This window comes from Rubripirellula lacrimiformis, from assembly GCF_007741535.1.
In the GTDB taxonomy this organism is placed as follows: domain Bacteria; phylum Planctomycetota; class Planctomycetia; order Pirellulales; family Pirellulaceae; genus Rubripirellula; species Rubripirellula lacrimiformis.
On record NZ_CP036525.1, the window covers coordinates 1 to 25,109 of the forward strand.

Genomic DNA, 25,109 nt, shown 5'->3' on the forward strand with positions numbered 1-25,109 from the left:
TTGAACGCGTTGGTTGAAGAACAAATCGAAGTCACCTCGTTTCCGCTCGAACGGCCTGCCGTCCGAGCCCGGCGTCGTGATACGCGCCTGACGACGGGGTCTTTGCCGTACTTCATAGCCGGCGAAGAGAACCGTTTGGTGTCGTTCGTTTCGACCAGCGACACATCGGTGTTCGAATTCGGCAACCCGATCCTGTTGATCGGCCCCAGCGGTGCGGGAAAGACTGCGATCGCGATGCACTTGGCCGCTCGCCAAGCGGTCCACGAGTCCATCGATTCGATGCCTGCCAAAGTGGTTCACTTTCCGGCCATCGATTTCGCCCGCCAGTACGCCGAAGCGGTGGCCGCCGACGATCTGCCCCCGCTTCGATCCGAGATGAACGATGCACCGATCTTGGTCATCGATGACTTGCATCTGATCGCGGATAAGCCGGCTGCGCAAGATGAATTGGCGATGCGGATCGAATCACGAACCGCTGCCGGCATGGCGACGATCCTGACCTGCCGTCGTTTGCCCTCGGAAATACGTGGCCTGCGACCGTTGTTGGTCAGCCGCGTGTTGCCTGGACTGACGATCCCCATCGCGATTCCCACCGGGGCTACGCGGCTGCAATTGCTGCGTGAATTGGCTCTGCATTTTGGTCTGGAGATCGAACAGGGTCTGTTGGAGGTGCTGCACGACGGCTTGGAAGACCAACTTCCCGCTCGATCACTCGAAGCCGCCCTGAAACAGGTTTCGCTGTGGTGCCGAATGCACGAGAGCGGGCCCACGATGGAGGCCATTCAGTCGGCGATCGATCGGATCGGTACGACCGAAGAAGTGACGCTGCCTTCGATCACCAATGCCGTGGCTCGCTATTTCCGAATGAAGTCCTCCGAAATCCGTAGCAGTTCTCGGAAACAAAACCTGGTCCGCGCCCGTTCACTGGCAATGTATTTGGCTCGCCAGATGACCGGGAAGAGCATGCATCAGATCGGCGACCACTTTGGCGGTCGCGATCACACCACCGTCCTGCACGCTATCCGGAAGACGCAATCGTTACTGGAAAACGATTCCGACCTGCGGCGTGCTGCGGACGAAGTCACTGAGAAGCTGGCCGCCGCCGCTTAGAGCCTGCCTCCGATCCGTTTGGGATGTGTGTGTCTTTCTCTTTCGACCGTTTTCTGCCGGCGCTCGCGTAGCGGAAGTCGCCAAGACTTTCGGTGATTCCACAGCTTGGGCCGATACTCTTGGCCAGCTGCGCTACGAAAAACCGCCCAAAACGTGGGGAATGAATGCTTCATCAGGGCATCGGTGAGCTGATAAAATCGACATAACTGAGGCTATTTTGGCGGTGGATAAGTTGTTCGAACCATGTTCGGATTCTGTCGGAGTTTGCATCGCTTGGATGTCGACCTTCCCGTCGGTGTGTCGGGCGGTGTTCGGTTCACCCCTGGTTTGCAACAGCATCCCAACAGGGGATCAACGGGTTTTCCACCATGGTGCAAACTCGCTAAGTCCAAATGCTGTCGATAGTTAGGGACCAAGAATCCAAGTTGTCGACACTTTTGGCCTACGTATTACGATGACGACGTTAATTATAAATAACTATCTCAGAAGAGAGACCATTCAGAAGCAACTCATCGAATCATCACGGCCTAATGCGTTCGATGAACTCACGGGGTACAACATGGCTCCGTCGAAATGAATGAAACCGAGCCGAGTTTGGCTCCGCAATGCTTCTCGAGATTCTTGTGACCGCATGAAGATCACTTGCCAACGTGAGTCCCTGACCAACGCCTTCGCACTTGCTGCCAGTATCGCACCGGCCCGATCGCCGAAAGAGATCCTGCAGAATGTGAAGGTCACCGCAGCCGGCGGCAAACTGACGCTGACGGCGACCGATATGGAAGTTGGCATCCGGTTGGAACTCGAAGACGGCGTCGAGATCGAAGTGGAGGGCACCGCGCTGCTGCCTGTCCAACGCACGATGGCGATCCTTCGGGAAAGCAATGATGAGACGATTTCGATGGAAACCGACGATTCAGGGATCCGTGTTCGGGGCAGTCGCAGTAAATACCGATTGCCGGGCAACGATCCGGATGAATTTCCAGCAGTGGCAGGATTCGACGAGAACAAATACCACGTTCTTCCCACTCGCTTGTTCCGCGAAATGGTCAAGCGGACGGTTTTTGCCACCGACCCGGAAAGCAGCCGTTATGCCCTCGGTGGCGTGTTGTTGGAATTGGAAGAAGCCACCGTCACAGCCGTTGGTACCGACGGCCGACGTTTGGCTCGGATGGAAGGTGTCGGCGAATCGGTTGGCGGCCACCAAACCACCGGATCGACAACCATCGTTCCGACCCGAGCGATCCAGTTGATGGAACGGGCCTTGTCGGACAAAGACGAAACGGTCGACGTCGCCGCACGCAGCAATGACCTGCTGCTGCGAACCAGCCGGGCGGTGATCTATTCGCGATTGGTCGAAGGACGCTATCCGAATTGGCGACAGGTTTTGCCACAACGTGAAGGTGCGATTCAGCTAGACATGACGGTCGGTCCGCTGTTCGCCGCCCTTCGCCAGGCAGCGATTGTGACCGATCATGAGAGTCGTGGGATCGATTTCACGTTCGCCGATGGAACGTTGAAATTGGAAGCCAGCACGGCGGAGATTGGGGAATCGCAGATCGAACTGCCAATCGCTTACGACGGCGAATCGATCACTTTGACGATGGACCACCGATACCTGGCCGATTTCTGTAAGGTGCTCGACAACGAGACCAATTTCATCATGGAAATCGAATCCGGTTCGTCGCCAGCGCTTTTGACGACCGACGACGGATACGGGTATGTGATCATGCCGATGGCTCGCGACCGCTAATGCGGGCGGGCGGTTGATTACGAGAGCCGCAGGCGCGTAAGCGGTTGCGGCATCGCTCGTTGTCTTATGTGCTGGCGTGATTCAGGATTCACGCCGAGTCGCGTCCACGTCGGTCGACAATTTCTTGACCTTCGGACGGCGACGTTTGCGAGTCTTTTCAGGAATCATTCCTCGCATCGCATCGAGTTTGCCAAAGCACAACAGTCGGTCATGGGGTTCCAATGTCCGCTTTAAACGCGGATTCGGAATCACGGTGGCGCCGCGATACAGGGTCAACACGTTGATGTCCTGTTCGGGCAAACCGGATTGATCGATCGTCTTTCCGATGAAGTCGGAACCGTCGGGGATGTGAATTTCGGTGACCCCGTATCCGCGGCTAACGGTCAAACGTTGGCGTAGGTCGATTTCGGGAAAGTCGACTTGGGCGGCAATGTAGTCGACGATCGCACCGGCAATGTCCAACTGTGTACAGGATTCGATTCCCTCCAATCCGGGTGATGAATTGACTTCCATCACTTGGGGTCCGTCGTTGCCTTCCAACATATCGACGCCGGCGACACGCAATCCCATGATCTGGGCAGACCGAACGGCGGTTTCGCAGTAGGCCTGGTCCAGTTCGACGCGTTCGGTCTTTCCGCCACGGTGGACGTTGCTGCGGAATTCGCTGCCCTGGGCGACGCGACGCATCGCAGCGACGACTTGGTCACCGACGACAAAGGCACGGATGTCGCGGCCTTTGCTTTCGGACACAAACTTTTGAACCAAGACGTTTTGGCGTGTGCTTTGAAGTGTTTCGATGATCGCCTCGGCAATCTTGACCGAATCGGCCAAGATCACGCCAACACCCTGCGTGCCTTCCAGCAGTTTGATGATGATCGGAACACCACCGACACGCTCGATCGCGGGCAAGACGTCCTTCTTTTCGCGCACGAAGGTGGTTTGCGGGATTCCGATCTGGTGTCGACTCAGAATCTGCAAACATCGCAGTTTGTCACGCGAATTCGCGATCCCTGCCGATGATGCGGCGGTGAACACGTCCATCTGTTCGAACTGTCGAACAACGGCGGTTCCAAAGTAGGTGATCGATGCACCCACCCGCGGGACGATGGCGTCGTAGTGGCTAAGTTGTTTGGATCGATAAAAGAGATCTGGTTGGCCCTTTTCTAGGTCGATCGAAAACCGCAAGGTGTCCAGAACCTTGACGGTGTGGTCGCGTTTTCTGGCTGCTTCGGCAAGACGCCGAGTGCTGTAACAGGACCTGTTTCGCGACAAGATGGCAAGTTTCATGATGATGCCGAGTGACCGATAAGAAAGAAAAGAACGACGCAGATAAAAATCAGATAGCAACCGTCGTCAGCCCATCGGGGCGACGTGCTGGTCGGGACCAATCGACTTCGGCCAAGTGATCCAAAGTGGCAAGCGATCCAAGGTGGTGAAAACTAGGGGTGCAGGTGTTTCCGTCGACGACGGGGCGGACGGCCACCAAAGTAGGACCGACTGGGGTCGACCAACATCCGGCCACGAACAGCTTCACGTCCGACCAGCATCCGAAATCCCATCTCGGTACGATCGGCCAATGTCAGGTCGACGGTCCAGGATTCGCCCATCCAAGAAACAGTGGTCAGAATGACGAACCGCTCGGACGTCGCGCCGCTGGAACTTCGCACGTTGCGAACATCATGGACGGGTGCCTCGCAGGCGATCGACAAGTCATCGCGACGTTGGATCGGATGGACTTGGAATCGAACCCACCGCTGATCGTCCTTGGTGAACGGTTCGATTTCGAACGCGTGCAGGCTAGACGATCGAGCGCCGGTGTCAATTTTGGCTTTGATGTGGGCGATGTTCAGATCCGGAAGAACGACCCATTCGCGCCACCCAATGATCACCAACGGAGTGTCGTTTGATGAGGAAGTTGGTAGATCGGACACCGGAAAACCCTCAGAAAATAGCTTCAAGTACAACTCGGGATTCGGCAAAGTGGAACCACATTTGTGTCGGATGTAAATGCGGCCGATGCAAACGATGTTGGATGTCAGCGCTGTGGGAACCGTCCCCAACGGCCCTCGCTCGCTACGGGACCAACAGCGTACAATCAACTCGATCCCAGGTGCGTCCGGATTCCGCAGACGGTTTTGACATTTCTGACGGTGTCGACATTCACCAGGACCGTTTGGACCGTTGATTCTAACGGCTCGCTGTTCCTCGGATTGACTGTCCGCCGTAAAACACTGGATTCGATCGTGGCAAAACGCTCAAAATCTCGATCCAAAACCTCGCCAACATCGGATTCGCCCGATGACAAACCACGTGTTCGTCGGATTGGATCGTTGATCGGCCAACTGATGTCGCGGCGGGGTTATGCCAGAACCGGCGTCAACGAACATCTGATGGAATCCATTCGTGCGGCGGTCGGCGAAGCGTTAGCAGAGTCGTGCCAGGTGGGGAATCTTCGGGCCGGAGTACTGCAGGTGTTCGTGTCGGACTCGGTGACGCTGCAGGAAATGAATTTCCAAAAACGTCAGATTCTTCGCCGGTTCGAAAAAGATTTGTCTGGTAACAAGGTGACCGACATTCGATTTCGAATCCAAGCAGGTTCCTGATGGCCAAACCAACGCCCACCAAGCCAGCCGACTTGATCGTGGATCCACAGCGGGTTGGTCGGTGTTGGTGGTGCGGCGATGATCCGCTGTACGTCGAATACCACGACCAACAATGGGGACGGCCACTGGATGATGACCAACGGCTATTCGAAAAGGTTTGCTTAGAAGGTTTCCAAGCCGGGCTAAGCTGGATCACGATCCTGCGAAAACGTGAATCATTCCGACAAGGATTCGCAGACTTTGATTTTCACCAAGTCGCGCTCTTTGACACATCGGACGTCGATCGACTGGTCGCTGATGCATCGATCGTACGCCATCGCGGCAAGATCGAATCGACCATCAACAATGCCAAACGGGCGATTGAGATGCTGGACGAGTTTGGATCGTTGGCCAAGTACTTCTGGTCATTCGAACCACCATCGCAACGGTCACCAAGATCACGCGACGAAGTCGCCGCCAAAACGGAAGAGTCCACGCGGCTAAGCAAATCACTGAAGAAGCGAGGTTGGAGCTTCGTCGGTCCAACGACCTGCTATGCCTTCATGCAAGCCACCGGCATGGTCAACGACCACCTCCAATCCTGCCACCAATGGCAATCCATCCAAGAAGCCCGCAAAACATTCACCCGCCCCTAATCCACAGCGATTCTCCCACCACACCCCCACCCCTCTTTTTAAGCCCCCTCTCCCCCGGTTCGATCCAAGTTCGACTTGGAGAGGACTGGGTGAGAGGGGCGACCCAACCCGATCTACTTTCCAGCCCGTTTCTTCCCAACCGACTTCTTCGGCTGACGATTCGGGTCCGTATAAGGAGCGTGTTCAAAGATCACGTCATCCGCAACGCGAGGGTCGCCGGTCGAGCGCAGGTACCGCATCAATCGATTGTCCAGCTTTTCGCGGACGTCGGTCATCCTCACATCACCCGCCAAATTCGTCATGCAGTGCGGGTCACTGTGGATGTCATAGAGTTCCAACCGGGGCCGGCGACCGACCGCGAAGTCAAAGGACTGCGGATCTTCGTTCTTGTGCAGCACGATCCAGGCTTTGGTGGGACTGGCATCCATGTCGCCAAAGCCAGCGAACGTGTTCTCGCGCAACAGATCCACGCCGGGAAGTTCGCCCACCTGACCATAGCCAGGGCCAGTTCCCATCGGCCATCGATCGGGTTCAAAGTTGATGATGTACAGGTATTGGTCAGTTCGGATCGCACGTTGCGGGTACGGTTTGTTGTCGATTCGGGCAGCGGCGACGTGACGTTCGCGGCCGGTGAAGACGGCATCGCGGCTAGGATCGATTTGGCCACTCTGATCACTCTGCAGCAACGGCAATAGCGACTGGGCGATCATCGTATCAGGCGCGTCCAATCGGGCCGCCTGCAGAAAGGTCGGTGCCAAATCGGGCAACGAGACAAAGTCATCGACGACGCGTCCCGGGTTTTCGATACCGGCCGGCCAGCGGATCGCGAGCGGTACCTGGGTGCCTAGGTCGTACAAGTTGCATTTGCCGCGCGACACACCGGGGATGCCATGATCGCCGCTGACCACCAGAATCGTATTGTCGTACGTATCCAGACGTTTTAGTTCGCTGATGAGTACGCCAACGCCGGCATCAAAGGCTTGGACTTCACCCAGGTAGTCCGCAAAATCCTGACGCACGGTGGCCACGTCGGGCAGGTACGGTGGCAACTTTCCCTTCAACGAATCCGGATCGATATTCCACAACTCTTTTCCGCTACCGGCGATCCATTTGCGATGCGTATTGGTCGGTCCAAACCAGTAGCAGAACGGGGAATCGCCATCCAGTTTGCCATCGTCATCGGCGTCCAAAAACGATCGAACATTCCGGCGGACTTCGTCCAACAGTGCCTGTTTGCCAGCTTCGCGATCTGGATTCTTCATCGCGTTTTGCGAAAATCCGTTGAACCGCGTACCGTTGGAATTGAAGGCGGTTTCTTTGCCCCCGTGCGGAGCGTTGGCCGGTGTCCCGGGGCTCCAAACCTTGTACGTGTGCCCGATTCGATAGCCATCTTCTTGCAACAGCAGGGGATACGCGGGGATCGAAAAATCCCAGATCGCACCCTGCAAAATCGATGCTCGCTCGCATCGCCAAAACGGTTGGCCAGACAACAATGAACTTCGGCAAGGCGTGCACGACGGGGCACTGACAAAGGCGCGAGTGAACAGAACCCCTTCTTTCGCGACACCGTCAAAATGGGGCGTGGAAACGACACTGTGGATACTATCGGATTCCAAGTCGGCGTAGGCGCTGGCGTACTTTCCCCAATCGTCGGCAAACGCCATCACAATGTTGGGGCGATCGGCAGCGGACGCCTGGGCGGTAAAGAACAACAACGCCGTGACGGCGATCACTGTGCGATTCATGGTATGACTTGTGCGTGGATTTCGGACGATCACGACTATTCAAGATAACGGTTTGTCAGCAGCAATGGATCAATGATCGAAGAACATTGGCAATCCACGTAGAGTGAATCGTCCAAGTGAAGGAAAAAGGTTGGGCGCTTGCATGGTCAGGCCTCTAGCCACGAAGATAGTGTTTCCACCATCCAAGGAATCCAAGTAAGGAACCTCCATGAGCAGCGATTCAGACGGTGACGAAAACAAGGTCCGGCCATTATCGGAATGTGCGCGGCGGGTGCTGGGTGTCCTGGTCGAAAAGGCTAAAACGACACCTGACAACTATCCGTTGACGCTGGCTTCCCTGATCAGTGGCAGCAATCAAAAGTCGAACCGTTCGCCCAAGATGGACGTTGACGATGAGGATGTGTTGTTGGCACTGGACGAATTGAAAGCCGCCGGTGCGGCTCGCGAGATTCAAGGCAGTGGACGGGCGGTGAAGTATCGTCACGCCGCGTACGATTGGTTCGGTATCGACGGACCGGGATCCGCGGTGATCACGGAACTGTTGCTCCGTGGGCCACAAACGATCGGCGAACTGCGGACGCGAGCGTCACGGATGCATCCGTTTGATGACTTGGCGGCGACCCAAACCTGTGTCGATGATTTGATCGCCAAGGGGTTGGTCGAAGCGGTCACGCCCGCCGGACGCGGCCAAATGTACGCTCACACACTGTATCCGCCTGTCGAACGACAGTACCTGAACGCGCGGATCGAAAAACAGGCCGCCGCCGAAGCAGCGTCGTCTAGTTCGTCATCGACATCCAAACCCAGCGGACCGTCATCGAATCCCGTGGACGCCCTGATGGCTCGTTTGGATACCGTGAACGAACGAATCGATGCACTGGAGCAACGAATCGCCGAACTGGAAAGCTGATCACCGGCAATCAGGACCACTTGCAAATCGAATCGATGTAATCGGCGCTGCCGTCACGTTTCCAAGGATCCAATTGAGCCTGGGATTTCAGTTGTTGGCCACGGCGCATCGGCGTCACAAAGAACTTGCAATCGATCTCGGGAAGCGAGGTCATGTCGCCCCATAGTTTTTCGAACTGAGCCACCGGATAGATATCTTCTTGGGCGTGGCCCCAACGTTTTTTGACATCTTTTAGCGTCACATAGGTCGGTAACCGAGTGGCCATCTGGCGCACGGCATCATCGACTTTGACGCGATTGGCTAGATCCGAACGGGTCAAACCAAACGTTGACAACAATCCATCGATGTGGATCCATGTGGTCATCGAGTTATAGAACGTCAAATCAAACTCGGTCTTTTCGGTCGGCATCGCCAACCCTTCGACCAATCGTGGGCGGCCATCGACCAGTGCCAACCCGCCGCCACGATCTTCGAGTCTGCGTCCGATGACTTCGAACGAAAGGGTTTGCTGGCCGTCGATGTGTCGGCCCAGTAACCCCGGATCCACGCTCGCACCCAAGGTGTCGATGTTGTGCAGTAGCAGATATTCCAGTTCGGGTTGCTGGCCCAAAACTTGGCTTAGCAAACCATTGCGAAGCATGTTGGGGACTTCGAACCAGTGGCCGACCGGGTGGATGCATTGGCTGGGGACATTGTCGGTGTAATCGTTGCAAGGGCCGCTTTGGGTGGCCCAACCGACCAACGCTTGACGCACGCTTTCACGGACTTTTTGTTGCTGTTCGTCCAGCACTTGTTGAGCGGTTTCTTCCCACAAAAATCGCAAGTCACGGACGGTGGGGATCATCCGTAACCCAACGCTGCGACCGGTCGAAACATGGACACCGGAATCGAAACCAAAGTTCTGATGACGGCGAAGATGTTCGCGGATCGGTTCATCCGTCAAATGGCTGGTCGTGAAAACGTGCGGGATCGATCCACCATGGGTGGCCGTCGTCATGCGGTTCTTGGCCAAGTGGGCTTCCAAGAAACTGCGATGTCGTCCCGCAAACCGGTTGAACGGATGCAACGCTTTACAAACCCCTGCGCCTTCGGTCCACCGACTGCCCACGCCGGCCGCCAGCGTGACGACCCCGATCTTTCCGTCACGGATCGCTCGCGTGCCCAGATCGACATACTTTTGGTCGCTGCCTTGGCGAACGTCGATCACGTGATCGGGTTGGACGTCGCGGATCGTGGTGGCGGCGGGTAGTCGGTTCTGTGCCAGTCCGATCCGTCCGCTGCGCAGATCTTCGCGGATCAATTCATGTTGTTGCCGGTCAAAACCAGCGTCGACCAACACCTGGGGAAGCGACTGGGATGGATCGTTGGATTTCTGGTCTTGTGGCAACACGCTGCCAAGCAACAGTCGGGCCGTTTCATTGCCTGTCGTATCGTGACAACGGCGACCGATCTGTTCCATTTCGATACGCCGGCCCGGTGGCAGGTCTCGCATCGGCGTTCGCAGCAACTGGGGCAACAGCAACGCGTAGTACCGATCGGGCATGACCGCATCGTTGCCGGTCAACATTTCGGCGAAGGTGCCATTGTCGTTGATGGCAAAATCGTAGACCACCGGATCCATCGCGAAGGGCAGGGCGGTTTGCAATTCACGCTTGGTGCTCACCATGGCATCGGCAAGCCAGTCCTGAGCTTCGGACTTGATGGCCGGGTCAAAGATGAATCCCATTCCACCACCGGCCATCCCGCCCAGCATCCAGAAACCCCAGAATTGGTCGGCGTAACGATCACGGCATTGTTGGATCAATGAATCGGTGAATCGGTTGGTCGCCCAGGGGATGATCGTTTGCAGCGGGCCTTCGAAGTTGCGAGTGGTGACTTCCCCGATTCGTTGCACGTCGCCTTCGCGGATCGCATCGGTGACTTCGTCTAGGATCTTCATCGCCTCGGCTCGGCCGCGCCATTCTTGTTCGCTGCGAAGCAGGTAGTGTTCGGTCACCATTTCAAGGATCGGGCCAACGTTTTGCGCCATCCCACCGTGGACCAGTACCAAACTGTCTTGGATTTTTTGGCGTGTTTCCGGTGACGCTTCGTCATCCCCCATCACGTGGTGGACGGGCATCAGCCGCCCTCGGCTAACACCGTATTCGGGGTCACCGGGGCCGGCGGTGCTGCCACAGATCAGTTTGATACCCGGCCAAACGCCACCCGAATCTTGCCATCCACCGCCGCTGCCGCCGATCCATTCACCTAGAATCGCGCGGGCGGCCACCAGTCGTCGATCGGTTTCGGTCAGGGGGCCGGTCAGTGATTCGATTTGGCCGGTCGCCCGCATCAGGATCGAAATCAACGACCCCAACAAGTTGGTCGACACAGCCAGCCGTGACCCCTTGGGGATGTCATTGATCTTGCTGACCAATTCGATGCCCCGTCCAGGGCCGGCAATGCGAGCCAACAGTTCGGGGATCGTTTGCCGGCATCCCTCGAGTCCCGGTGGCACGACTCCGGATGCAATCACCGCCGCCTTCAACAGCCCCAAATAGTCCCGTCCAAAATCGAACATCTCGGAAATCGTCTCGACCTCTGTCGATGCACCCAGATCCACGCTGGTCAATCGAATGACGGGGCGGTCGATGATCCGCAGGTAGGTTTCGATCGGCGGTTTGGGACGATCGTCGCGGCCGCGGACGCCCAGGTCGATCGAAACGTTCAGCACACGAGCGCCTTCGGGGAAATCCATTCCCAGAAAGAAAATGTCGCTCCATGCACTATGCGAAAAATCCATTCGTACCGCTGTCGTTTCCTTCAACAGCGGAGCGGTTCCCGTGACTGGATCGATCTTCATCAAATCGTGATGAACGCGCAGCGGATGATCGGCTGGATGCCCCAAGCGAAACATCCATTGGTTGCCTCGCACACTGCGGACGCTGCGGCGTACCTGGTCGGCCAGCGTTTGAAATCCTAACTGGTGATAGGCCTGTGCCAGCGAACTGGCTAGTGCATCGCTGGGCCCGTCGGATCGCTGCGTTTCCAGAAAGGTATCGATGGCTTCCAAGAACCGCCGCGAAAGCAGATGTTCGTAACCGGCGTGTGGGATCAACCCGCTGCTGGTTGGCGGCAAGCATTTTGGTAGATGATATCGATAGATCGCAGCCAGAAAAAACAACGCTCGAACGCGATGGTACAGATTCGATTCTGTCCGCCGGAACGCATCGAGCGCATCGATATGGTCCAACAACTGTTGCATCGACGCGCCGCTGCAAACCGATTCCAGCGATCGGTTGCGGACCGTGTCGTCCGATGACAGGATGATTTCGATCAGTGGATTGGTTTGCGTGGATCGCTTGGTCATACCGACTTGGCCTCCAAACGATGCGATAGCAGGTCGACCATTTCAGTCAAAATCTGCTCTCGATCGATGCCAGAGAGTCCGATGGCAAGCTGAGCCTTCAACAGCCCGTATTTGACACCAAGGTTGTAGCGTGACCCATGGATTTCGTAGGCCAGATAGCGGCCTCGCGATGGCATCAGCGATGCAGCATCGGACAAGCTAGGTTTTGGCGCAGAGGCACCTGCCGTGCTGGCCTGATCGCGGACCTGTTCCAACAGCGGGATGATCTCGGGGGTCAGGACATGCATCCCAAAGAACCCAAGGTAGTGACCCACACGCAGTCCCGGCGTCACCAATTCTTGTTCCGCATAGGTAGGCGTGGGTTTTTCGACCACACGTTCGATCTCATACAGACGTTCGCGGCGAGGGACGTGGGGGCCGCTGACGATTCCAAAGTAGGGCAAGTTGTTTTCGCGAGTCGATTCGACTGCCGATACCGAACACTCGAATTCGTTGGCCACTTCGACCAACTGCTTGGCACAGGGTGCGTCGACGGCACTGACGTACAAGTGATCGCCGACCAAGTGCAAAAACGGTTCGTCGGCAACGAATGATTTGGCCTGCAGGATCGCATCGGCATAACCGGCTGATTCCGGCTGCTCGACAAAATTCAGGCTGCGTAACAGGCCACCGGCGGCCGACTGATAGGCTTCGCGGTCGCCCGGTTTGATCACCAGACAGATCTCTTCGATGCCGGCCGCCACCGTTTCTTCGATGATCAACTGGAGTGCCGTTTTTTCATCGCCACTGGCGTCGACCAACTGCTGCAGCGGTAGTCGGTTTTGATCGGGGGCGGCTGCCGTGATGACGGCCTTGCGGACCTGCATGTCAGTCGATGCTCGATAGAGGCGTGGGAATCAATCGCTGCGATGTTTCCGAGGGCGCCGAACCCCAGGTTCGTGGAATCGGTTTTTCCTCGGTTTTCAAAGCTTTGGGGCCGCCCAAGGGCGCACTTTTTGAAAATCGAGGCATCGGGCTAGCGATATTGTAGTTGCGATTTTGGGATTGCCGATTCCCCCCCCAACCTACCAGGGTCCGCAAGCCTTCCTTCGACCTCATCATTTGGGGGAAGGACAGGACCGATCCGATTGGCTGCACGCCCTCCTTAAGCAGACAAAATGTCGTGGATCACGTTTCCGTGGACGTCTGTCAAACGGCGATCGAGTCCGTTGTGGTACCAGGTCAGTTGTTCGTGATTGAACCCCAACAGGTGCAGCACGGTCGCATAGAAATCCCAGACCGTCGTCGGGTTGATCTCCGCTCGTCTGCCAAATTCGTCGGTCGCACCGTACGAAACGCCTCCTTGGACGCCGGCGCCCATCATCCAACAGGTGAACCCATCGGGATTGTGGTCACGGCCTGTGGTGCCGGCTTGGTGGGTGGGCATTCGCCCAAACTCGGTCGTCCATAGAACCAACGTGTCGTCCAGCAGCCCCGACTGTTTCAGATCCGACAGCAGCGCCGCGGTCGGACCGTCAAAGATCGGAAGATGCCGCTCGTAGTCCGAACGCAGCGTCTTGTGGGCATCCCAGTTCAACAGCCCGTCGACGCCCGACGCCCGCGATGCACAGAACAGGCTAACGTAGCGAACGTCTCGTTCCAGCAGCCGCCGCGCCAGCAGACAGTTGCGAGCGTAGGCGGCCTTCAACGGATTGGCGTCTTCGGTTCCATAAGCTTCGTGCGTCGACTTCGATTCACGCGACAGGTCGGATACCTCCGGTGCGGACACCTGCATTCGCGCCGCCAATTCGTAGGCAGCCATGCGAGCCTGCAGATCTGATTCGGCCGGGTACTGCTGGGCGTACCGTTGGTTCAGTTGTTCCAGCAGGTCTCGCGACTTGGATTCGATTTGTGGCGACAGTCCCGGAGGTGTCATCAGGTTCCGGATCGGTTGCTGGTCGCTCATCATGATCGCCTGATGTCGAGCCGGCAAAAATCCATTGGTCCAATTGGCTTTGCCGTTGGGCGGTTCGCCACGGACGTCTGAAATCGCGACATAGGTGGGCAGGTTGTCGTTGGCACTGCCCAGTGCATAGCTGGCCCAAGCCCCGGCGGTCGGGAACCCTTCGGTATCGTGACCGGTGTTCATGAACACACAACCGGGACCATGAGTGTTGGTTTTGCTGTGCATTGCGTGACAAAACGCGATGTCGTCGACGTGCTGGGCCATGTGGGGCATCATCGACGTGATCGGTTTGCCGCTTTCGCCACAGGGAACGAATTCCCAAGGGCTTTTCATCAAGTTGCCGTTCTTGCCTTGGAACGACACCATGTTCTCTTCGCCCGGCAGCGGTTGGCCGTTGTACTTTTCCAGCGATGGTTTGTGTTCCCAAAGGTCCATGTGCGAAGCGGCACCGGGGCACATGATCTGCAGGACTCGTTTGGCTTTGGCCGGATGATGAGTGCGCCCGCTTCCCGGCTGCCATTGGTTTCCCGAGCCGACTTCCTGACCCCATGCGGGTGCCTGCACGTCCAAACCGGACAACAAATGCATCAGCCCAACGCCGCCCAAGCCGGTCGCGACATTGCCAAGAAATGACCGCCGCGCGATTTCCGAAAGCGGTTGCGCAGCGGCGTTTCTGCGGTTGGGTTTACCGAACATCGATCAACTCGCTGGTGTTCAAAAGGACGCGGCACAAGGTTGTCAAATCACTGTCACTTAAAAGCGACCGACAAGCCGCCAATTCGTCCGCTTGGGGTGCCCGGGCGTAGCATCGTTGATAGGCCGCATGAATCTGTGGTTCATGATCCGGTCCGGCAGTGTCACGAATTCGCGCGGCCATCGAAGCGGCCATGTCCATCGTGAAGCTATGGTTCAACAACGTCAGGGCTTGCAGCGGTGTGGTGGTCGACGAACGTCTCGGTGCCGAAAAGGTACAGTCCGGCTGATCAAACTCGGTCATCAAATCGACGACCGATGCGCGAGCGTTTTGGTGGTAGACGGCCCGACGGTAGGTTTCCGGCCCGTGCTGGTCCAAGGGCAGATAGGTGCAGACGTTGTCTTGCAAAAATTGATACAGCCGGAATCCAGGGCCGCCCGATGTGGTGTCAAGTTGTCCCGCCACCTGCAACAGCGTGTCGCGGATTTCTTCGGCCGACAAACGACGCGGCGGGAATCGCCACAGCAGCCGTGCGTCGGCATCGCTGCGGGCTGCCTGTTCATCAAAGTCCGACGATTGACGGTAGGTTTTTGATAACATGATCCGCCGGTGCATCGGTTTGATTCGCCAACCATCCTGTTGCAGTTGGGTGGCTAGGAAGTCCAGCAGTTCGGGATGCGTGGGCCGACCGCCCATGTAGCCAAAGTCGTTGGGTGTGTCGACGATGCCCGTGCCGAAATGAAAGTGCCAGATGCGATTGGCCAACACGCGCGGCGTCAGCGGGTTGGAATCATCGACCAACCAATCGGCCAACGATCTGCGCCGCGTTGCTTCGTCGGCGTCGGCGGACAACTGGTAATCGGATGCACGGCCGCGAAGCGACGATAAACTGGACGGCACCACCGCGTCGCCCTTGCGCTGGGGACTGCCGCCGATGAACAGATGAAAGGGGCCCTTGGCATCGTCGGCCACCCGGCGTCCGATGTAGACCATCGATGTGGCCGGTACCGCAGATATACGACGATTCACATCGCGCATTTCTGATTCAAGACGAGATTTTTGTTGGCGTTCATCATCGGTGATCGCCAATCGGGATAGCCGTCGATTCAGAACGCTATCGCGCTGGATCGGTTGGCGGTCGTCACCGGTGGCGACCTTGATCCATTGTTCGGCGTCGCTAGAAACTTCGATGTCGTATTCGGCAACAAACGTGAAGACGCCTGAATTCGGATCCGCCTCGCCACGTCCGCTAGAGAAGAACACGCGGTTGATCTCGGTTGGTTGCGCCAAATGAATGGTCAACGTGGATTCTGCGGCAATGAACCGAGCACCGGTTTTCCCATCGATCGTCAGCTGGGGACCGTACGCGTCGGCAAAGTCTTGAATCTGACGAGCGGCCCCGGATGCCGTGGCACCGTTGGATGCCAACGCAACATTGACACTTTCCGATTCGTCTCCCGATGACCAGACCTCGAATTCATCGATCCGAAATCCAGACTTGGAACTCGGATGGTTGTCCTGTGCTTTGCAAACCAGACGGACATGGCTGGCCACAATCGGGTCAAAGGTTTCCTCGGTGCCCCGGCGATCGACCGCAGGACGAGGCCAGGCTTTCTGGTACTGGGCCAAATTTGCGTTGGCTCGTTTCATCACCGCTGCATCGATCTGGCTGATTTGCTGTTGAATCTTTGCCTTCGAAGTCTGCAGTGGTTCCAGCAGTGTTTCGCGGCGGAGTCGATCTTCGGGGGTCGCCAGCGGAACGGCGCCGTGACGAACACCCGCAAAGGTGGCGTACAACGCGTAGTAGTCGTCTTGCGCAATGGGATCGAATTTGTGATCGTGGCATCGCGCGCACCCGACGGTCAAACCCAAGAACGCTTCGCTGGTGGCGCGAATGATTTCGTCTAGCGTGTTGGCACGTATCTGTGCCGCTTGGGCCGCATCCTGGTTGCCAACGTCGTCGTACGGTCCCGACACCAAGAATGCCGTCCCGATCGCCGATTCGGTCGCGTCGATACTTGGATCGTTCAGCACATCGCCGGCGATGTGTTCGCGAATCAATTGATCAAAGGGTCGATCGGCATTCAGGGATCGGATGATGTAGTCACGGAAAGGCCACAATTCGTTGATGATGACGTTGCGTTCGAATCCAATGCTTTCACCAAATCGAACCACGTCCAACCAATGACGCCCCCAACGTTGACCGTATTCGGGTGACGCCAACAGATGATCGATCCATTTCTCGTAGACCAAGGGATCATCGGAATCAACGAACGCTCGGACCTGATCGGGGGTGGGTGGCAATCCCGTCAGGTCGTAGGTAGCACGGCGGATCAATGTCCGTCGATCGGCGGGCGCATTGCGTTTCAGTTTCGATGCCTGTAGCGGCCCGTCGATGAATTCATCAATCGTGTTGTGTGCAAACTGTTGTTGCAGTGGTTGCAGCGACCACCATGAATCATCGGCCTTGGATTTCTCGCGGACGACGACCGTGTCCGGCCACAGGGCGCCTTGATCAATCCAGCGACGGATCAACGCAATGCTGTCGTCCGCCAGTGGTTCGCCGTCCATTGGCATTTCAGGTTCTGCGCCATCGACCGAAGAAATCACCTCCAGCAAACGACTCGATCCTGCCTTGCCTGGATGGACGTACTGCAGATCGTGGATGTCGTCGGCGGTGGCCAGCGACAGTTCACCCTTTTTGATGTTGGGCGAATGGCAACCAAGACAGTGTTCGGCCAAGATCGGTGCGATCTGGCTTTCGAAATCGACTTGGTCGGAAGACGGTGCGATGTCGGATGATGGTTTGTCTGCCACCGCGAGACTGGGCCATGGCGTCAACATCAAGCCAGCCAGAACAAAGCCGGCGACGGAAAGGGTACGACCCATCTGATCGATGGCGAAGGATCGAAGTCCAGTCGACTGCGACGTCCATGAAGGTTTCATCCGCGATCGGGCGGTCGTCCTGTGCATCGACGTTCTCGTGATCAGGTGGGGGTGGAGGCGGGGATTCAATCAGATTGAACAAGTCCGATTGTAACCTCTGTGCCACCTGCCGATCAGTTTGTCGATTCGATCTTGTCCAGGGCCTTGATGATGTCGGTGGCGGTGCTGCGTCCACCATGGGAATCGCTGATCAATCGCCACGCGACTTCGCCATCGCTGTTGATCACGTAGGTTGCCGGGTAGGCGGTTTCCCGGGGCGCATTCCAGCGAAGCCCCCAACGGTTCACCATTTCCATATCCGGGTCGCGAACCATCACGATCGGTGCGGGCAACTTCCGCGAACCCATGAAATCGGTGGCGTGATCGTCCAGCATCGACGCCGGTCCGGGATAAACCAAGATGACTCGCTTGGCGGTTTTGGCAATCGTTTTGATGCGATTGGTCAGCGCGCCGATTTGGCGACTACACAGGGGGCATTGATAGCCGGGGAAACCACGCAGCACGATGACCACCACGGGCCCCTCGGCGTACTGATCGCTAAGTTTCAGCATCTGGTCGCCACCGACGATCGGCAAGTCAAAGTCAGCGACCTTTTGACCGACGTCGGGAGCCGACTTGGCAACTTCTTTCGCTGAAACCGATACCCTGCCGATGTTCAGTACGCTTAACAAACTCAGGCACACGATCACGCGAAAGGATGACATTAGGATCTCTTTTGATTCAGAAACTGAATGCTTTGATTGATACTATCGATCGGGGCAGGCGATTGATCCTGTTCCACATGGCATTCCCGAACACCGATCTCTTTTGCCAACCGCATGATCGCAGGCATGTCGATGACGCCGTCGCCAAGTTCTTGAAACGCGTCGGCTGGGACCTGGCCTTCGTCGTTGATCGTCCCGACGTCAGCCTTCAGATCCTTCAGGTGAACCTGGGTGATTCGACCTGCCAACTTTTTCATCATCGCGATCGGGTCTTCGCCACCGATCTTGACCCAGAACACATCCAATTCGAAATCCATCAACTGCGGGTCAAACCGTTCGATGAAAATATCGAATGCTGTTTTTGCACCGCCATCCAGCTTGGCGAATTCGAACGAATGGTTGTGGTAACCCATCCGCATTCCGGCGGCACGAGTCTTTTCGGCGGCGCGGTTCGCGTTTTCGGCAATCGTTTGACATTTTTCGACGCTGTCGCGTTCGTCGCGTGCGATGTAGCCAAAGACGACGTGACGCAGTCCGATCCGTTCGGCGATTTCGACGGTCCGATCAACACTGATCACTCCATCACGATCCGGATGGGTGATGCCGCCGAAATCCATGAATGCACTGTGGACCATCAATCCATGATCACGCGCGATCGCCGCAATCTTGATCGCATCGTCGTCGATCGACATCAATTCGACTTGCCGGTACCCGGCCTTGGCGATCGCTTGGATCGTTCCCTCGGCATCGGCTTTCATCTGGTCACGGACGGTGTACAGCTGCAGTCCGATGCGATCGACATAGGGCAGTGGACCATTATCCGATGAACTGTCGGCGACATCGTCGGCCAGCGATTGCAAAGGACGCGCAAGCCAGGCGGTCAAACCGACGGCGGTGGCGGCGAACAGTTGTCGTCGTCCCAGAGACCAATCGGGGGCGGCATGTTGGCGGGATCGATGCGAACCGGTTGGCAGTTTGGCGGGGGTGGTCATTGGTTTCTTTTTTCGCGTTGGCGGCGGCTATACCGTTCCAGAACCTTGCGTTCGGCGGCTGTGAGGCTGGATTCACCTTGTTGATGAATTTTAGCCAGAATCCGATCGGCATCCTCGGCTTCTTTTTCAAGTTTTTTGTCGGGGTCGTGCAGTTTGATCTTCATCCGGCGGGAACGGTCACGCATGCGTGCGGGAATGTCCGTCAGTGCCCCGGGGGACAAGAAACGCAGATTCCAGCGCTGGAAAAAATACACCAACGCAAATGCGGCACCGGCTAGGTGAACCGTAAAGGCGGTGTTGCCTGACGATCCCATGCTGGCCATCAAACCCAAAGCACCGGCCACGTCCATCGCCACGAACAGCACCGCGGCGACCCAGGCTTTGACCGGAAACACCATCATCAGATAGATCTGTTGGTGCGGGTAATGGCAGGCGAACAAAATCACGGTTGCGACCACCGCGCCACTAGCACCAATCGTCGAAGCCTGAACCCCGGCGATCTGAAAGGTGATCAGGTTCGTGATCGACGCCACGATGCCACCGAACACAATCGCGACCAAATAGAATCGCAAGAATTCCATTTGGCCCAGTTTCTGTTCGATGATGCGGCCGAAAAAGAATAGGCCCAGCATGTTGAACAGGATGTGGAAGATCTTCTGGAAGTCGTGAACGAATCCATACGACAAAAACTGCCACCACATCCACGGCTTGTACAGCGTGTCGGCGTAAACGGCCAGCCAGTCGGCGACCGGACTGGTTTTGACCTGCATATCGCCAGCACCGGGAATCCGGACTGTCGAAGTGGTCTGAAACAGGATCTCTAGAAAAAACACCGCCACGGTCACCACGATCAGAATGATCGTGATGCTACGAGGATTTTCGATCCGATCCCAAGCGGTCCGTTCTTGGCGTCCGTAGTCGCGGTCGTAAAGCCCCATCGATGTCCCGTGTGAAAAAGAGATTTTTACTTCGTCCAGTGTTCCTGATCCTAGCAGCCAATCGGGCCGAGCGCGTAGCGGTCAGGTCTGCCCGCCTCGCCGCTAGCCTGCATGGCCCCCCCGGGCTAGGCGGCTTCGGATTCCGGAGTCGTCTCTTCGATCTGGGTTTTCAGCGTTTCCACCGCCCGTCGCAATTGCGGGTCGATCATCGTGCTAGTGGAAACGGTCGAATCATCCGATTCGGACATCATCTCGACGGCAAGCGCTGGATAGGCCGCTTCGGTCCAGCGGCGAGCCACCTTGATCAGGCTTTCTTCGTCCAGTTCCACGATCATCCCATCGTCCGGCGTTACGCCCCATTCATCGTCATCAGTGGCATCCTGGGTGCGATGAATGTTGGCACCGCTGGGGCGGTAATAGCGAGCCACGGTCAATCGTAGCGCGCTGCGTCCAAATTGCAGCGGCAAGATATTCTGTACCGTGCCTTTGCCGTAACTGCGTGTCCCCACCACGATCGCCCGATGATTGTCTTGCATGCAGGCGGAAACGATCTCGCTGGCGCTGGCCGAGTTTCCGTCGATCAAAATCGCGAACGGTTTCTTTGGGTCGACCAGGGTTCCCGGTTCCGCGTCAAATCGCGATTCGATCACGCCCCCTCGGGTCCGTGTGGTGACGATGTTGCCAGCGTTCAAGAACATGTCGCTGATGTCGGCCGCGGTGTGCAGCAGCCCGCCACCGTTGCCACGCAAGTCCAACACCAAGCCGCGAAAGTTGTTGTCCAACTGAGCCAATGCTCGCTTCATCTCGTCGGTCGATTTTTCGCCAAAACTGGTCAATCGGATGTACCCGATCGTGGGGTCTTCGCGCAAGCGGAATACCCAATGGTCGTGCTCGTCGCGGTAGTCACCCGCAACCGATTCCAGTTCGATTCGTGCTCGGGTGACCGTCAGCAACTTTTCTTCGTAGGGCACTTCGGCAACCTGGTTGTCGGCAACCTGGTCGTCGTCCACAGTGTTGTCGTCCACCGTGTTGTCGGCATCGGCATCGGGTTCAGCCACCGCAGCCGTATCCGTATTGGTTTCGGTTGTTCGCTCGGGCCTGCGGACGGTGATCTTGACGGTCGTTCCGACCGGTCCTCGCAGCCGATTGCTGACGTCGGGCAACGGCATTTTGGAAACGTCTTCGCCGTCGACTTTCACGATCAGGTCGCCTGGCAAGAAACCCGCCTTCAGCGCGGGTGATCCGACCAACGGTGTCCTGACTCGTACCGGCCCGCCATCCTCGGTCGCTTCGACATAGATACCGATGCCCGCGAATTCTTGGTTGATATTGTCCTGGAAACTCTCGTAGGCCGCGCCCGGAATGTATTCGCTGTTCTCGTCCAGCGTCGACGTCATCCCGTTCATCGCCGCGATCAACAATGCCTCGCTATCGACCGGGTCCACATAATAGGAATCGATTAAATTCAACGCGTCCCCGACGATCATGGCTGGCCGGGCACGGCGATGCGTGGCATAGCAAAGCAGGCTGATGGCGGCGGCAATGATAATGATGTTCAGATTGCGGGGCGGCATGGCTGGCAGTCGAAAGGCGCGAATCGAAACAATGGTGGACGACTGGTCGCAGTCTATCGTGCCGGACCACCCTGATCCACGTGGAAGTCGGTTTGGAACGTTTCTGTAGTGGCGGATACCGCTAATTCGGTCACAATGCAGCCACTCGACCTCAGAATCGCCTGCATGCTGATCCTCCGTAACCCTCGCATCCCCCGACCGGCCCGATGGACCAGATTGTCTACCACGATCGCTATCGCAACGAAGACTGTGTGGAAAAGGTCTACGGCGACAGTTTTTTGCGTTGGACCTATGGCACGGTGGGCGGAAAAATTGCCCTGGCCGCGATGGTCAAACGCGCCTGGTTTTCGCATTGGTACGGATGGAGGATGGATCGTGCGGTATCGCGGGAGAAGATCCTGCCGTTCATCCAGCAATACGAATTGGACGCCGACGAATTCTTGCGTCCGCCCGACCAGTTCGCCAGTTTCAACGAATTCTTCTTTCGCAAACTGAAACCACAGGCTCGCCCGATCGACCCACGACCCGCCGCGGCGGTCTTTCCAGCCGACGGGCGGCACCTGTGTGTCCCTGACCTGTCCCGCTGTGACGGGTTGTTTGTCAAAGGCGAAATGTTTGACCTGGCGACCTTGGTGGACGACGCCGAATTGGCCCAGCGGTATGCCGGCGGCAGTCTGCTGCTGTCGCGTTTGTGCCCGGTGGATTACCACCGTTTCCATTTCCCCGTCGCCGGGTCCCCAGGCCCGTCGCGGCTGATCAATGGGCCGCTGTATTCGGTCAACCCGATCGCACTGTGCCAAAACATCCATATCCTGGCGACCAACAAACGAACGTTGACACAGTTGGAAACCGAATCGTTTGGACGCGTCTTGTTGATGGAAATCGGGGCCACCTGCGTGGGCGGAATCTGCCAGACCTACAGCACCGATCAACCGATCGACAAAGGCGACGAAAAGGGATACTTCCGATTCGGTGGTTCATCCACCATCACGATCTTCGAACCCGGCCGAATCCAATTCGATGACGACCTCGTCGAACAATCAAGCCAACATCGGGAACTGTATGCCAAGATCGGCGACTCGTTGGGGACGATCCCCAAGTCCTAGCGGCTGAAATCAGAAGCCAGGCGAAGGGGACCAGGCGAAGGGGACCAGGCGACGGGGACGACCAGGCGAAGGGGACAGTCACAAATCTACTTGCCTGCAGTCTTTTGGCTCTTCCGCCGAATCGATGGGTGGAAACAGTATATGGCGGGCGTGAGGTCGTTGCCGGTCGTCGACCTCGGTTCGGGCTTAGCAGAATGGGGCCGCCCCTTCCGCCTTGCCGTCGCATGGCTGCGATGGCTCAACCCGTACGTCATTTGAGGGCCACCAGTCGAAGGGGCATAGCTGTCAATGTGGCGTGATGTACACAGGCGGTTGCCCGCCAGCCGGACGCATTGTTGGCGAGCTGGGAGTTGGCGAGCTGGCAAATCTAGCTGCTGTCACTTGGTTCTCCAGTCTTCCCGTTTTGACGTTCAATGGAAATCCGTTAGGATCTAGACGTTGGTTTTTATTTACCTTTTAGGTAAACTATTTTAAGATCCAGGCGGATGCGGGTCGAATTTTCCAACAAGAAGCTGCTGAAAGTTTGCTCATCGGCGGAAGAAGCCCAGGCAAAGCATGGGAAACGCATGTCTGTGAAGATTCAACTTCGGATGACTCAGCTCGCTGCGGTGGAGACTTTGGCAGACCTGCATTTGCTTCCAGGAGCGAGATGCCACGCTTTGACCGGGAACTTGAAGGGGAAGTTTGCGGTAGATCTTGTCCACCCGGATCGACTGCTGTTTTCACCTGACCACGAACCACTCCCTCTCAAAGATGATGGAGGTTTGATCTTAAAGGAGGTCACAGCGGTATTGATCGAAGGGATTGGGGATTACCACGGAAAGTGACGGAGCGAAAAACAGCCACCAACAAAACACAACTGCATCACTAATGGCGACCAAAACAAATCGATATCGCTACGAGCCTGACTTTGCCGTTCCGCCAGGAGCGACCTTGCAGGAGACGATCGACCAACTGGGAATTGACCAGCGAGAGCTGGCTGAGCGAACGGGACTGACTGCAAAGACATTGAATTTGATCATCAATGGAAAGGCACCGTTGACCCAGCAAACGTCGATGCTGCTGGAACGCGTTACGAACGTTCCTGCGAGAATCTGGAACAATCTCGAAGCCGAGTACCGGGAACAACTAGCCCGACTAGAGGCTCGCGAGGAATTGGCAAAGGACATTCAGTGGTTGAAGCAAGTCCCTACGAAGGATTTGATCGAGCGTGGATTCCTTGAAGAAACTAAAGACAAAGTAGTGCTACTTGAGCAGACACTTAGCTTTTTCCGAGTCGCGAGCGTTGCTGCGTGGAAGGATGGTTGGTGCGAAGGGCAGTTCTCTTTCAAAAAATCTAGCGACGCGTCGTGTCTCGATTGTCGTTTGGCAACCTGGTTGAGAATCGCGGAAAAGAAGGCTGAGTCGATTGAGGTTGCAGCGTTCAGCAAGCAACGATTCGCGAAGGCAGTCCGGGAAGCTAGGTCACTGACAACGTCGTCGCCTGCTGAGTTTGTTCCTCAGCTCGTTAAACTGTTTGCGGATTCTGGCGTTGCTCTTTGCTTGGTTCCCGAGATCAAGGGTGGCAAGATCAATGGGGCGGCTCGATGGATCTCGCCCAGCAAGGCAATGATTGCAGTGAACCTTCGCGGCAAAATGAATGACATCTTCTGGTTCACTCTATTTCATGAAGCGGGACACATCCTCAACGACAGCAAGAAACAAACTTATGTGGACGTCGGATACTCGGATGATCCCCGCGAAGAGTCGGCGAATCGCTTCGCTCGCGAGACACTCATTCCGAAAGCGTATGAGGCGGAACTGAGCAACACGAAGTCGAGGGTCGCTGTGCTTCGATTGGCTGACGAGATTGGCATCGCACCCGGGATCCTAGTTGGACGGCTGCAGTATGAGCGTATCTTGAAATTCAGCCAGCTCAATCCGCTTAAGCAGCGATTTGAGTGGTCCAACGGAGGCTAGCGGGTTCGCAAAGGAAAGTGGCGAACTTTTCCAACGATTCTGCTGACGAGGCAATTTTTTAACCCACAAATCTTTAAACCCAATGACCGATTCGTCGTCTCCAGTCGGACGACTTTAGATGCTCATCGCAGGATGTCTAATTTGAATGG

19 protein-coding genes are annotated in these 25,109 nt (G+C 56.7%); 8 read left to right on the top strand and 11 right to left on the bottom strand.

From position 1 onward, the window contains the following. Positions 1 to 102: 102 nt before the first annotated feature. Together K227x_RS00005 and dnaN are read left to right on the top strand one after the other, a co-directional pair. Positions 103 to 1,110, top strand: a complete 1,008-nt coding sequence (locus K227x_RS00005; RefSeq protein WP_246146387.1) for a helix-turn-helix domain-containing protein — start codon at positions 103 to 105, stop codon at positions 1,108 to 1,110. Between the two features lie 631 nt (positions 1,111 to 1,741). Further along, positions 1,742 to 2,860, top strand: a complete 1,119-nt coding sequence (gene dnaN / locus K227x_RS00010; protein WP_145167341.1) for a DNA polymerase III subunit beta — start codon at positions 1,742 to 1,744, stop codon at positions 2,858 to 2,860. Positions 2,861 to 2,941: 81 nt separating this feature from the next. Here the strand turns inward: dnaN and K227x_RS00015 are convergent, their stop codons facing one another. Both K227x_RS00015 and K227x_RS00020 read right to left on the bottom strand, forming a co-directional pair. Then, positions 2,942 to 4,147, bottom strand: a complete 1,206-nt coding sequence (locus K227x_RS00015; protein WP_145167343.1) for a RimK family alpha-L-glutamate ligase — start codon at positions 4,145 to 4,147, stop codon at positions 2,942 to 2,944. A 152-nt stretch (positions 4,148 to 4,299) separates the two neighbouring features. Then, entirely contained in the window at positions 4,300 to 4,791 is a 492-nt protein-coding gene (locus tag K227x_RS00020; RefSeq protein ID WP_145167345.1) for an ATP-dependent zinc protease family protein, read from the bottom strand. Between the two features lie 312 nt (positions 4,792 to 5,103). Between K227x_RS00020 and K227x_RS00025 the strand changes: the two genes are divergently transcribed. Beyond that, on the top strand, positions 5,104 to 5,463 hold the full coding sequence (locus K227x_RS00025; protein WP_246146388.1) for a DUF721 domain-containing protein: 360 nt from the start codon (positions 5,104 to 5,106) through the stop codon (positions 5,461 to 5,463). Then, positions 5,463 to 6,098 carry a DNA-3-methyladenine glycosylase I gene (locus K227x_RS00030; protein ID WP_145167347.1) on the top strand — a complete coding sequence of 212 codons (636 nt, stop codon included), beginning with the start codon at positions 5,463 to 5,465 and terminating at the stop codon, positions 6,096 to 6,098. Before K227x_RS00025 ends, K227x_RS00030 begins: the two co-directional genes overlap by 1 nt. Before the next feature lie 113 nt (positions 6,099 to 6,211). On the opposite strand, the gene K227x_RS00035 is transcribed toward K227x_RS00030, so the two are convergent. Beyond that, complete coding sequence (locus tag K227x_RS00035) at positions 6,212 to 7,843, bottom strand: sulfatase family protein (RefSeq protein ID WP_145167349.1); 1,632 nt, start codon at positions 7,841 to 7,843, stop codon at positions 6,212 to 6,214. Between the two features lie 208 nt (positions 7,844 to 8,051). On the opposite strand from K227x_RS00035, the gene K227x_RS00040 reads away from it, so the two are divergent. Next, entirely contained in the window at positions 8,052 to 8,753 is a 702-nt protein-coding gene (locus K227x_RS00040) for a YceH family protein (protein ID WP_145167351.1), read from the top strand. A gap of 10 nt (positions 8,754 to 8,763) precedes the next feature. On the opposite strand, the gene K227x_RS00045 is transcribed toward K227x_RS00040, so the two are convergent. The 8 genes from K227x_RS00045 to K227x_RS00080 all read right to left on the bottom strand — a co-directional run bounded on the left by K227x_RS00045 (position 8,764) and on the right by K227x_RS00080 (position 21,895). Further along, positions 8,764 to 12,102, bottom strand: coding sequence for a UTP--glucose-1-phosphate uridylyltransferase (locus K227x_RS00045; RefSeq protein WP_145167353.1), 3,339 nt, complete (start codon positions 12,100 to 12,102; stop codon positions 8,764 to 8,766). Further along, the gene (locus K227x_RS00050; RefSeq protein WP_145167355.1) at positions 12,099 to 12,968 is read right to left on the bottom strand and encodes a sugar phosphate nucleotidyltransferase; all 870 of its coding nucleotides are present in this window, start codon (positions 12,966 to 12,968) and stop codon (positions 12,099 to 12,101) included. Before K227x_RS00050 ends, K227x_RS00045 begins: the two co-directional genes overlap by 4 nt. Positions 12,969 to 13,246: 278 nt before the next feature. Beyond that, positions 13,247 to 14,743 carry a DUF1501 domain-containing protein gene (locus K227x_RS00055; protein WP_145167357.1) on the bottom strand — a complete coding sequence of 499 codons (1,497 nt, stop codon included), beginning with the start codon at positions 14,741 to 14,743 and terminating at the stop codon, positions 13,247 to 13,249. Beyond that, the gene (locus tag K227x_RS00060) at positions 14,733 to 17,687 is read right to left on the bottom strand and encodes a DUF1553 domain-containing protein (RefSeq protein ID WP_246146389.1); all 2,955 of its coding nucleotides are present in this window, start codon (positions 17,685 to 17,687) and stop codon (positions 14,733 to 14,735) included. The genes K227x_RS00055 and K227x_RS00060 overlap by 11 nt, the downstream gene beginning before the upstream one ends. A 113-nt stretch (positions 17,688 to 17,800) precedes the next feature. Continuing rightward, the gene (locus K227x_RS00065; RefSeq protein ID WP_145167359.1) at positions 17,801 to 18,391 is read right to left on the bottom strand and encodes a redoxin domain-containing protein; all 591 of its coding nucleotides are present in this window, start codon (positions 18,389 to 18,391) and stop codon (positions 17,801 to 17,803) included. After that, a complete protein-coding gene (locus K227x_RS00070; RefSeq protein ID WP_145167361.1) occupies positions 18,391 to 19,383 on the bottom strand; it encodes a sugar phosphate isomerase/epimerase family protein in 993 nt (330 codons plus the stop codon). Before K227x_RS00070 ends, K227x_RS00065 begins: the two co-directional genes overlap by 1 nt. Further along, positions 19,380 to 20,321, bottom strand: a complete 942-nt coding sequence (locus tag K227x_RS00075) for a rhomboid family protein (RefSeq protein ID WP_145167363.1) — start codon at positions 20,319 to 20,321, stop codon at positions 19,380 to 19,382. The genes K227x_RS00070 and K227x_RS00075 overlap by 4 nt, the downstream gene beginning before the upstream one ends. A gap of 125 nt (positions 20,322 to 20,446) precedes the next feature. Further along, positions 20,447 to 21,895, bottom strand: coding sequence for a S41 family peptidase (locus K227x_RS00080; RefSeq protein WP_246146390.1), 1,449 nt, complete (start codon positions 21,893 to 21,895; stop codon positions 20,447 to 20,449). A 206-nt stretch (positions 21,896 to 22,101) separates the two neighbouring features. Here K227x_RS00080 and K227x_RS00085 point away from each other — a divergent pair, with 206 nt between their 5' ends. The 3 genes from K227x_RS00085 to K227x_RS00095 all read left to right on the top strand — a co-directional run bounded on the left by K227x_RS00085 (position 22,102) and on the right by K227x_RS00095 (position 24,960). Then, positions 22,102 to 23,001: a phosphatidylserine decarboxylase gene (locus K227x_RS00085; protein ID WP_145167365.1), complete on the top strand. Its 900-nt coding sequence runs from the start codon at positions 22,102 to 22,104 to the stop codon at positions 22,999 to 23,001. 566 nt (positions 23,002 to 23,567) lie between these two features. Continuing rightward, complete coding sequence (locus K227x_RS00090; protein ID WP_145167367.1) at positions 23,568 to 23,828, top strand: type II toxin-antitoxin system RelE/ParE family toxin; 261 nt, start codon at positions 23,568 to 23,570, stop codon at positions 23,826 to 23,828. 43 nt (positions 23,829 to 23,871) lie between these two features. Next, positions 23,872 to 24,960, top strand: a complete 1,089-nt coding sequence (locus tag K227x_RS00095) for a helix-turn-helix domain-containing protein (RefSeq protein WP_145167369.1) — start codon at positions 23,872 to 23,874, stop codon at positions 24,958 to 24,960. The last annotated feature ends 149 nt before the right edge of the window (positions 24,961 to 25,109 follow it).

Excerpts from the sequence above, each read along its gene's own strand:
- K227x_RS00060 (WP_246146389.1), bottom strand. The coding sequence starts at position 17,687 with ATGAAACCTTCATGGACGTCGCAGTCGACTGGACTTCGATCCTTCGCC.
- dnaN (WP_145167341.1), top strand. The coding sequence starts at position 1,742 with ATGAAGATCACTTGCCAACGTGAGTCCCTGACCAACGCCTTCGCACTT.
- K227x_RS00035 (WP_145167349.1), bottom strand. The coding sequence starts at position 7,843 with ATGAATCGCACAGTGATCGCCGTCACGGCGTTGTTGTTCTTTACCGCC.
- K227x_RS00080 (WP_246146390.1), bottom strand. The coding sequence starts at position 21,895 with ATGCCGCCCCGCAATCTGAACATCATTATCATTGCCGCCGCCATCAGC.
- K227x_RS00065 (WP_145167359.1), bottom strand. The coding sequence starts at position 18,391 with ATGTCATCCTTTCGCGTGATCGTGTGCCTGAGTTTGTTAAGCGTACTG.
- K227x_RS00055 (WP_145167357.1), bottom strand. The coding sequence starts at position 14,743 with ATGTTCGGTAAACCCAACCGCAGAAACGCCGCTGCGCAACCGCTTTCG.
- K227x_RS00095 (WP_145167369.1), top strand. The coding sequence starts at position 23,872 with ATGGCGACCAAAACAAATCGATATCGCTACGAGCCTGACTTTGCCGTT.
- K227x_RS00085 (WP_145167365.1), top strand. The coding sequence starts at position 22,102 with ATGGACCAGATTGTCTACCACGATCGCTATCGCAACGAAGACTGTGTG.
- K227x_RS00090 (WP_145167367.1), top strand. The coding sequence starts at position 23,568 with ATGTCTGTGAAGATTCAACTTCGGATGACTCAGCTCGCTGCGGTGGAG.
- K227x_RS00045 (WP_145167353.1), bottom strand. The coding sequence starts at position 12,102 with ATGACCAAGCGATCCACGCAAACCAATCCACTGATCGAAATCATCCTG.
- K227x_RS00030 (WP_145167347.1), top strand. The coding sequence starts at position 5,463 with ATGGCCAAACCAACGCCCACCAAGCCAGCCGACTTGATCGTGGATCCA.
- K227x_RS00070 (WP_145167361.1), bottom strand. The coding sequence starts at position 19,383 with ATGACCACCCCCGCCAAACTGCCAACCGGTTCGCATCGATCCCGCCAA.
- K227x_RS00015 (WP_145167343.1), bottom strand. The coding sequence starts at position 4,147 with ATGAAACTTGCCATCTTGTCGCGAAACAGGTCCTGTTACAGCACTCGG.
- K227x_RS00050 (WP_145167355.1), bottom strand. The coding sequence starts at position 12,968 with ATGCAGGTCCGCAAGGCCGTCATCACGGCAGCCGCCCCCGATCAAAAC.
- K227x_RS00040 (WP_145167351.1), top strand. The coding sequence starts at position 8,052 with ATGAGCAGCGATTCAGACGGTGACGAAAACAAGGTCCGGCCATTATCG.
- K227x_RS00075 (WP_145167363.1), bottom strand. The coding sequence starts at position 20,321 with ATGGGGCTTTACGACCGCGACTACGGACGCCAAGAACGGACCGCTTGG.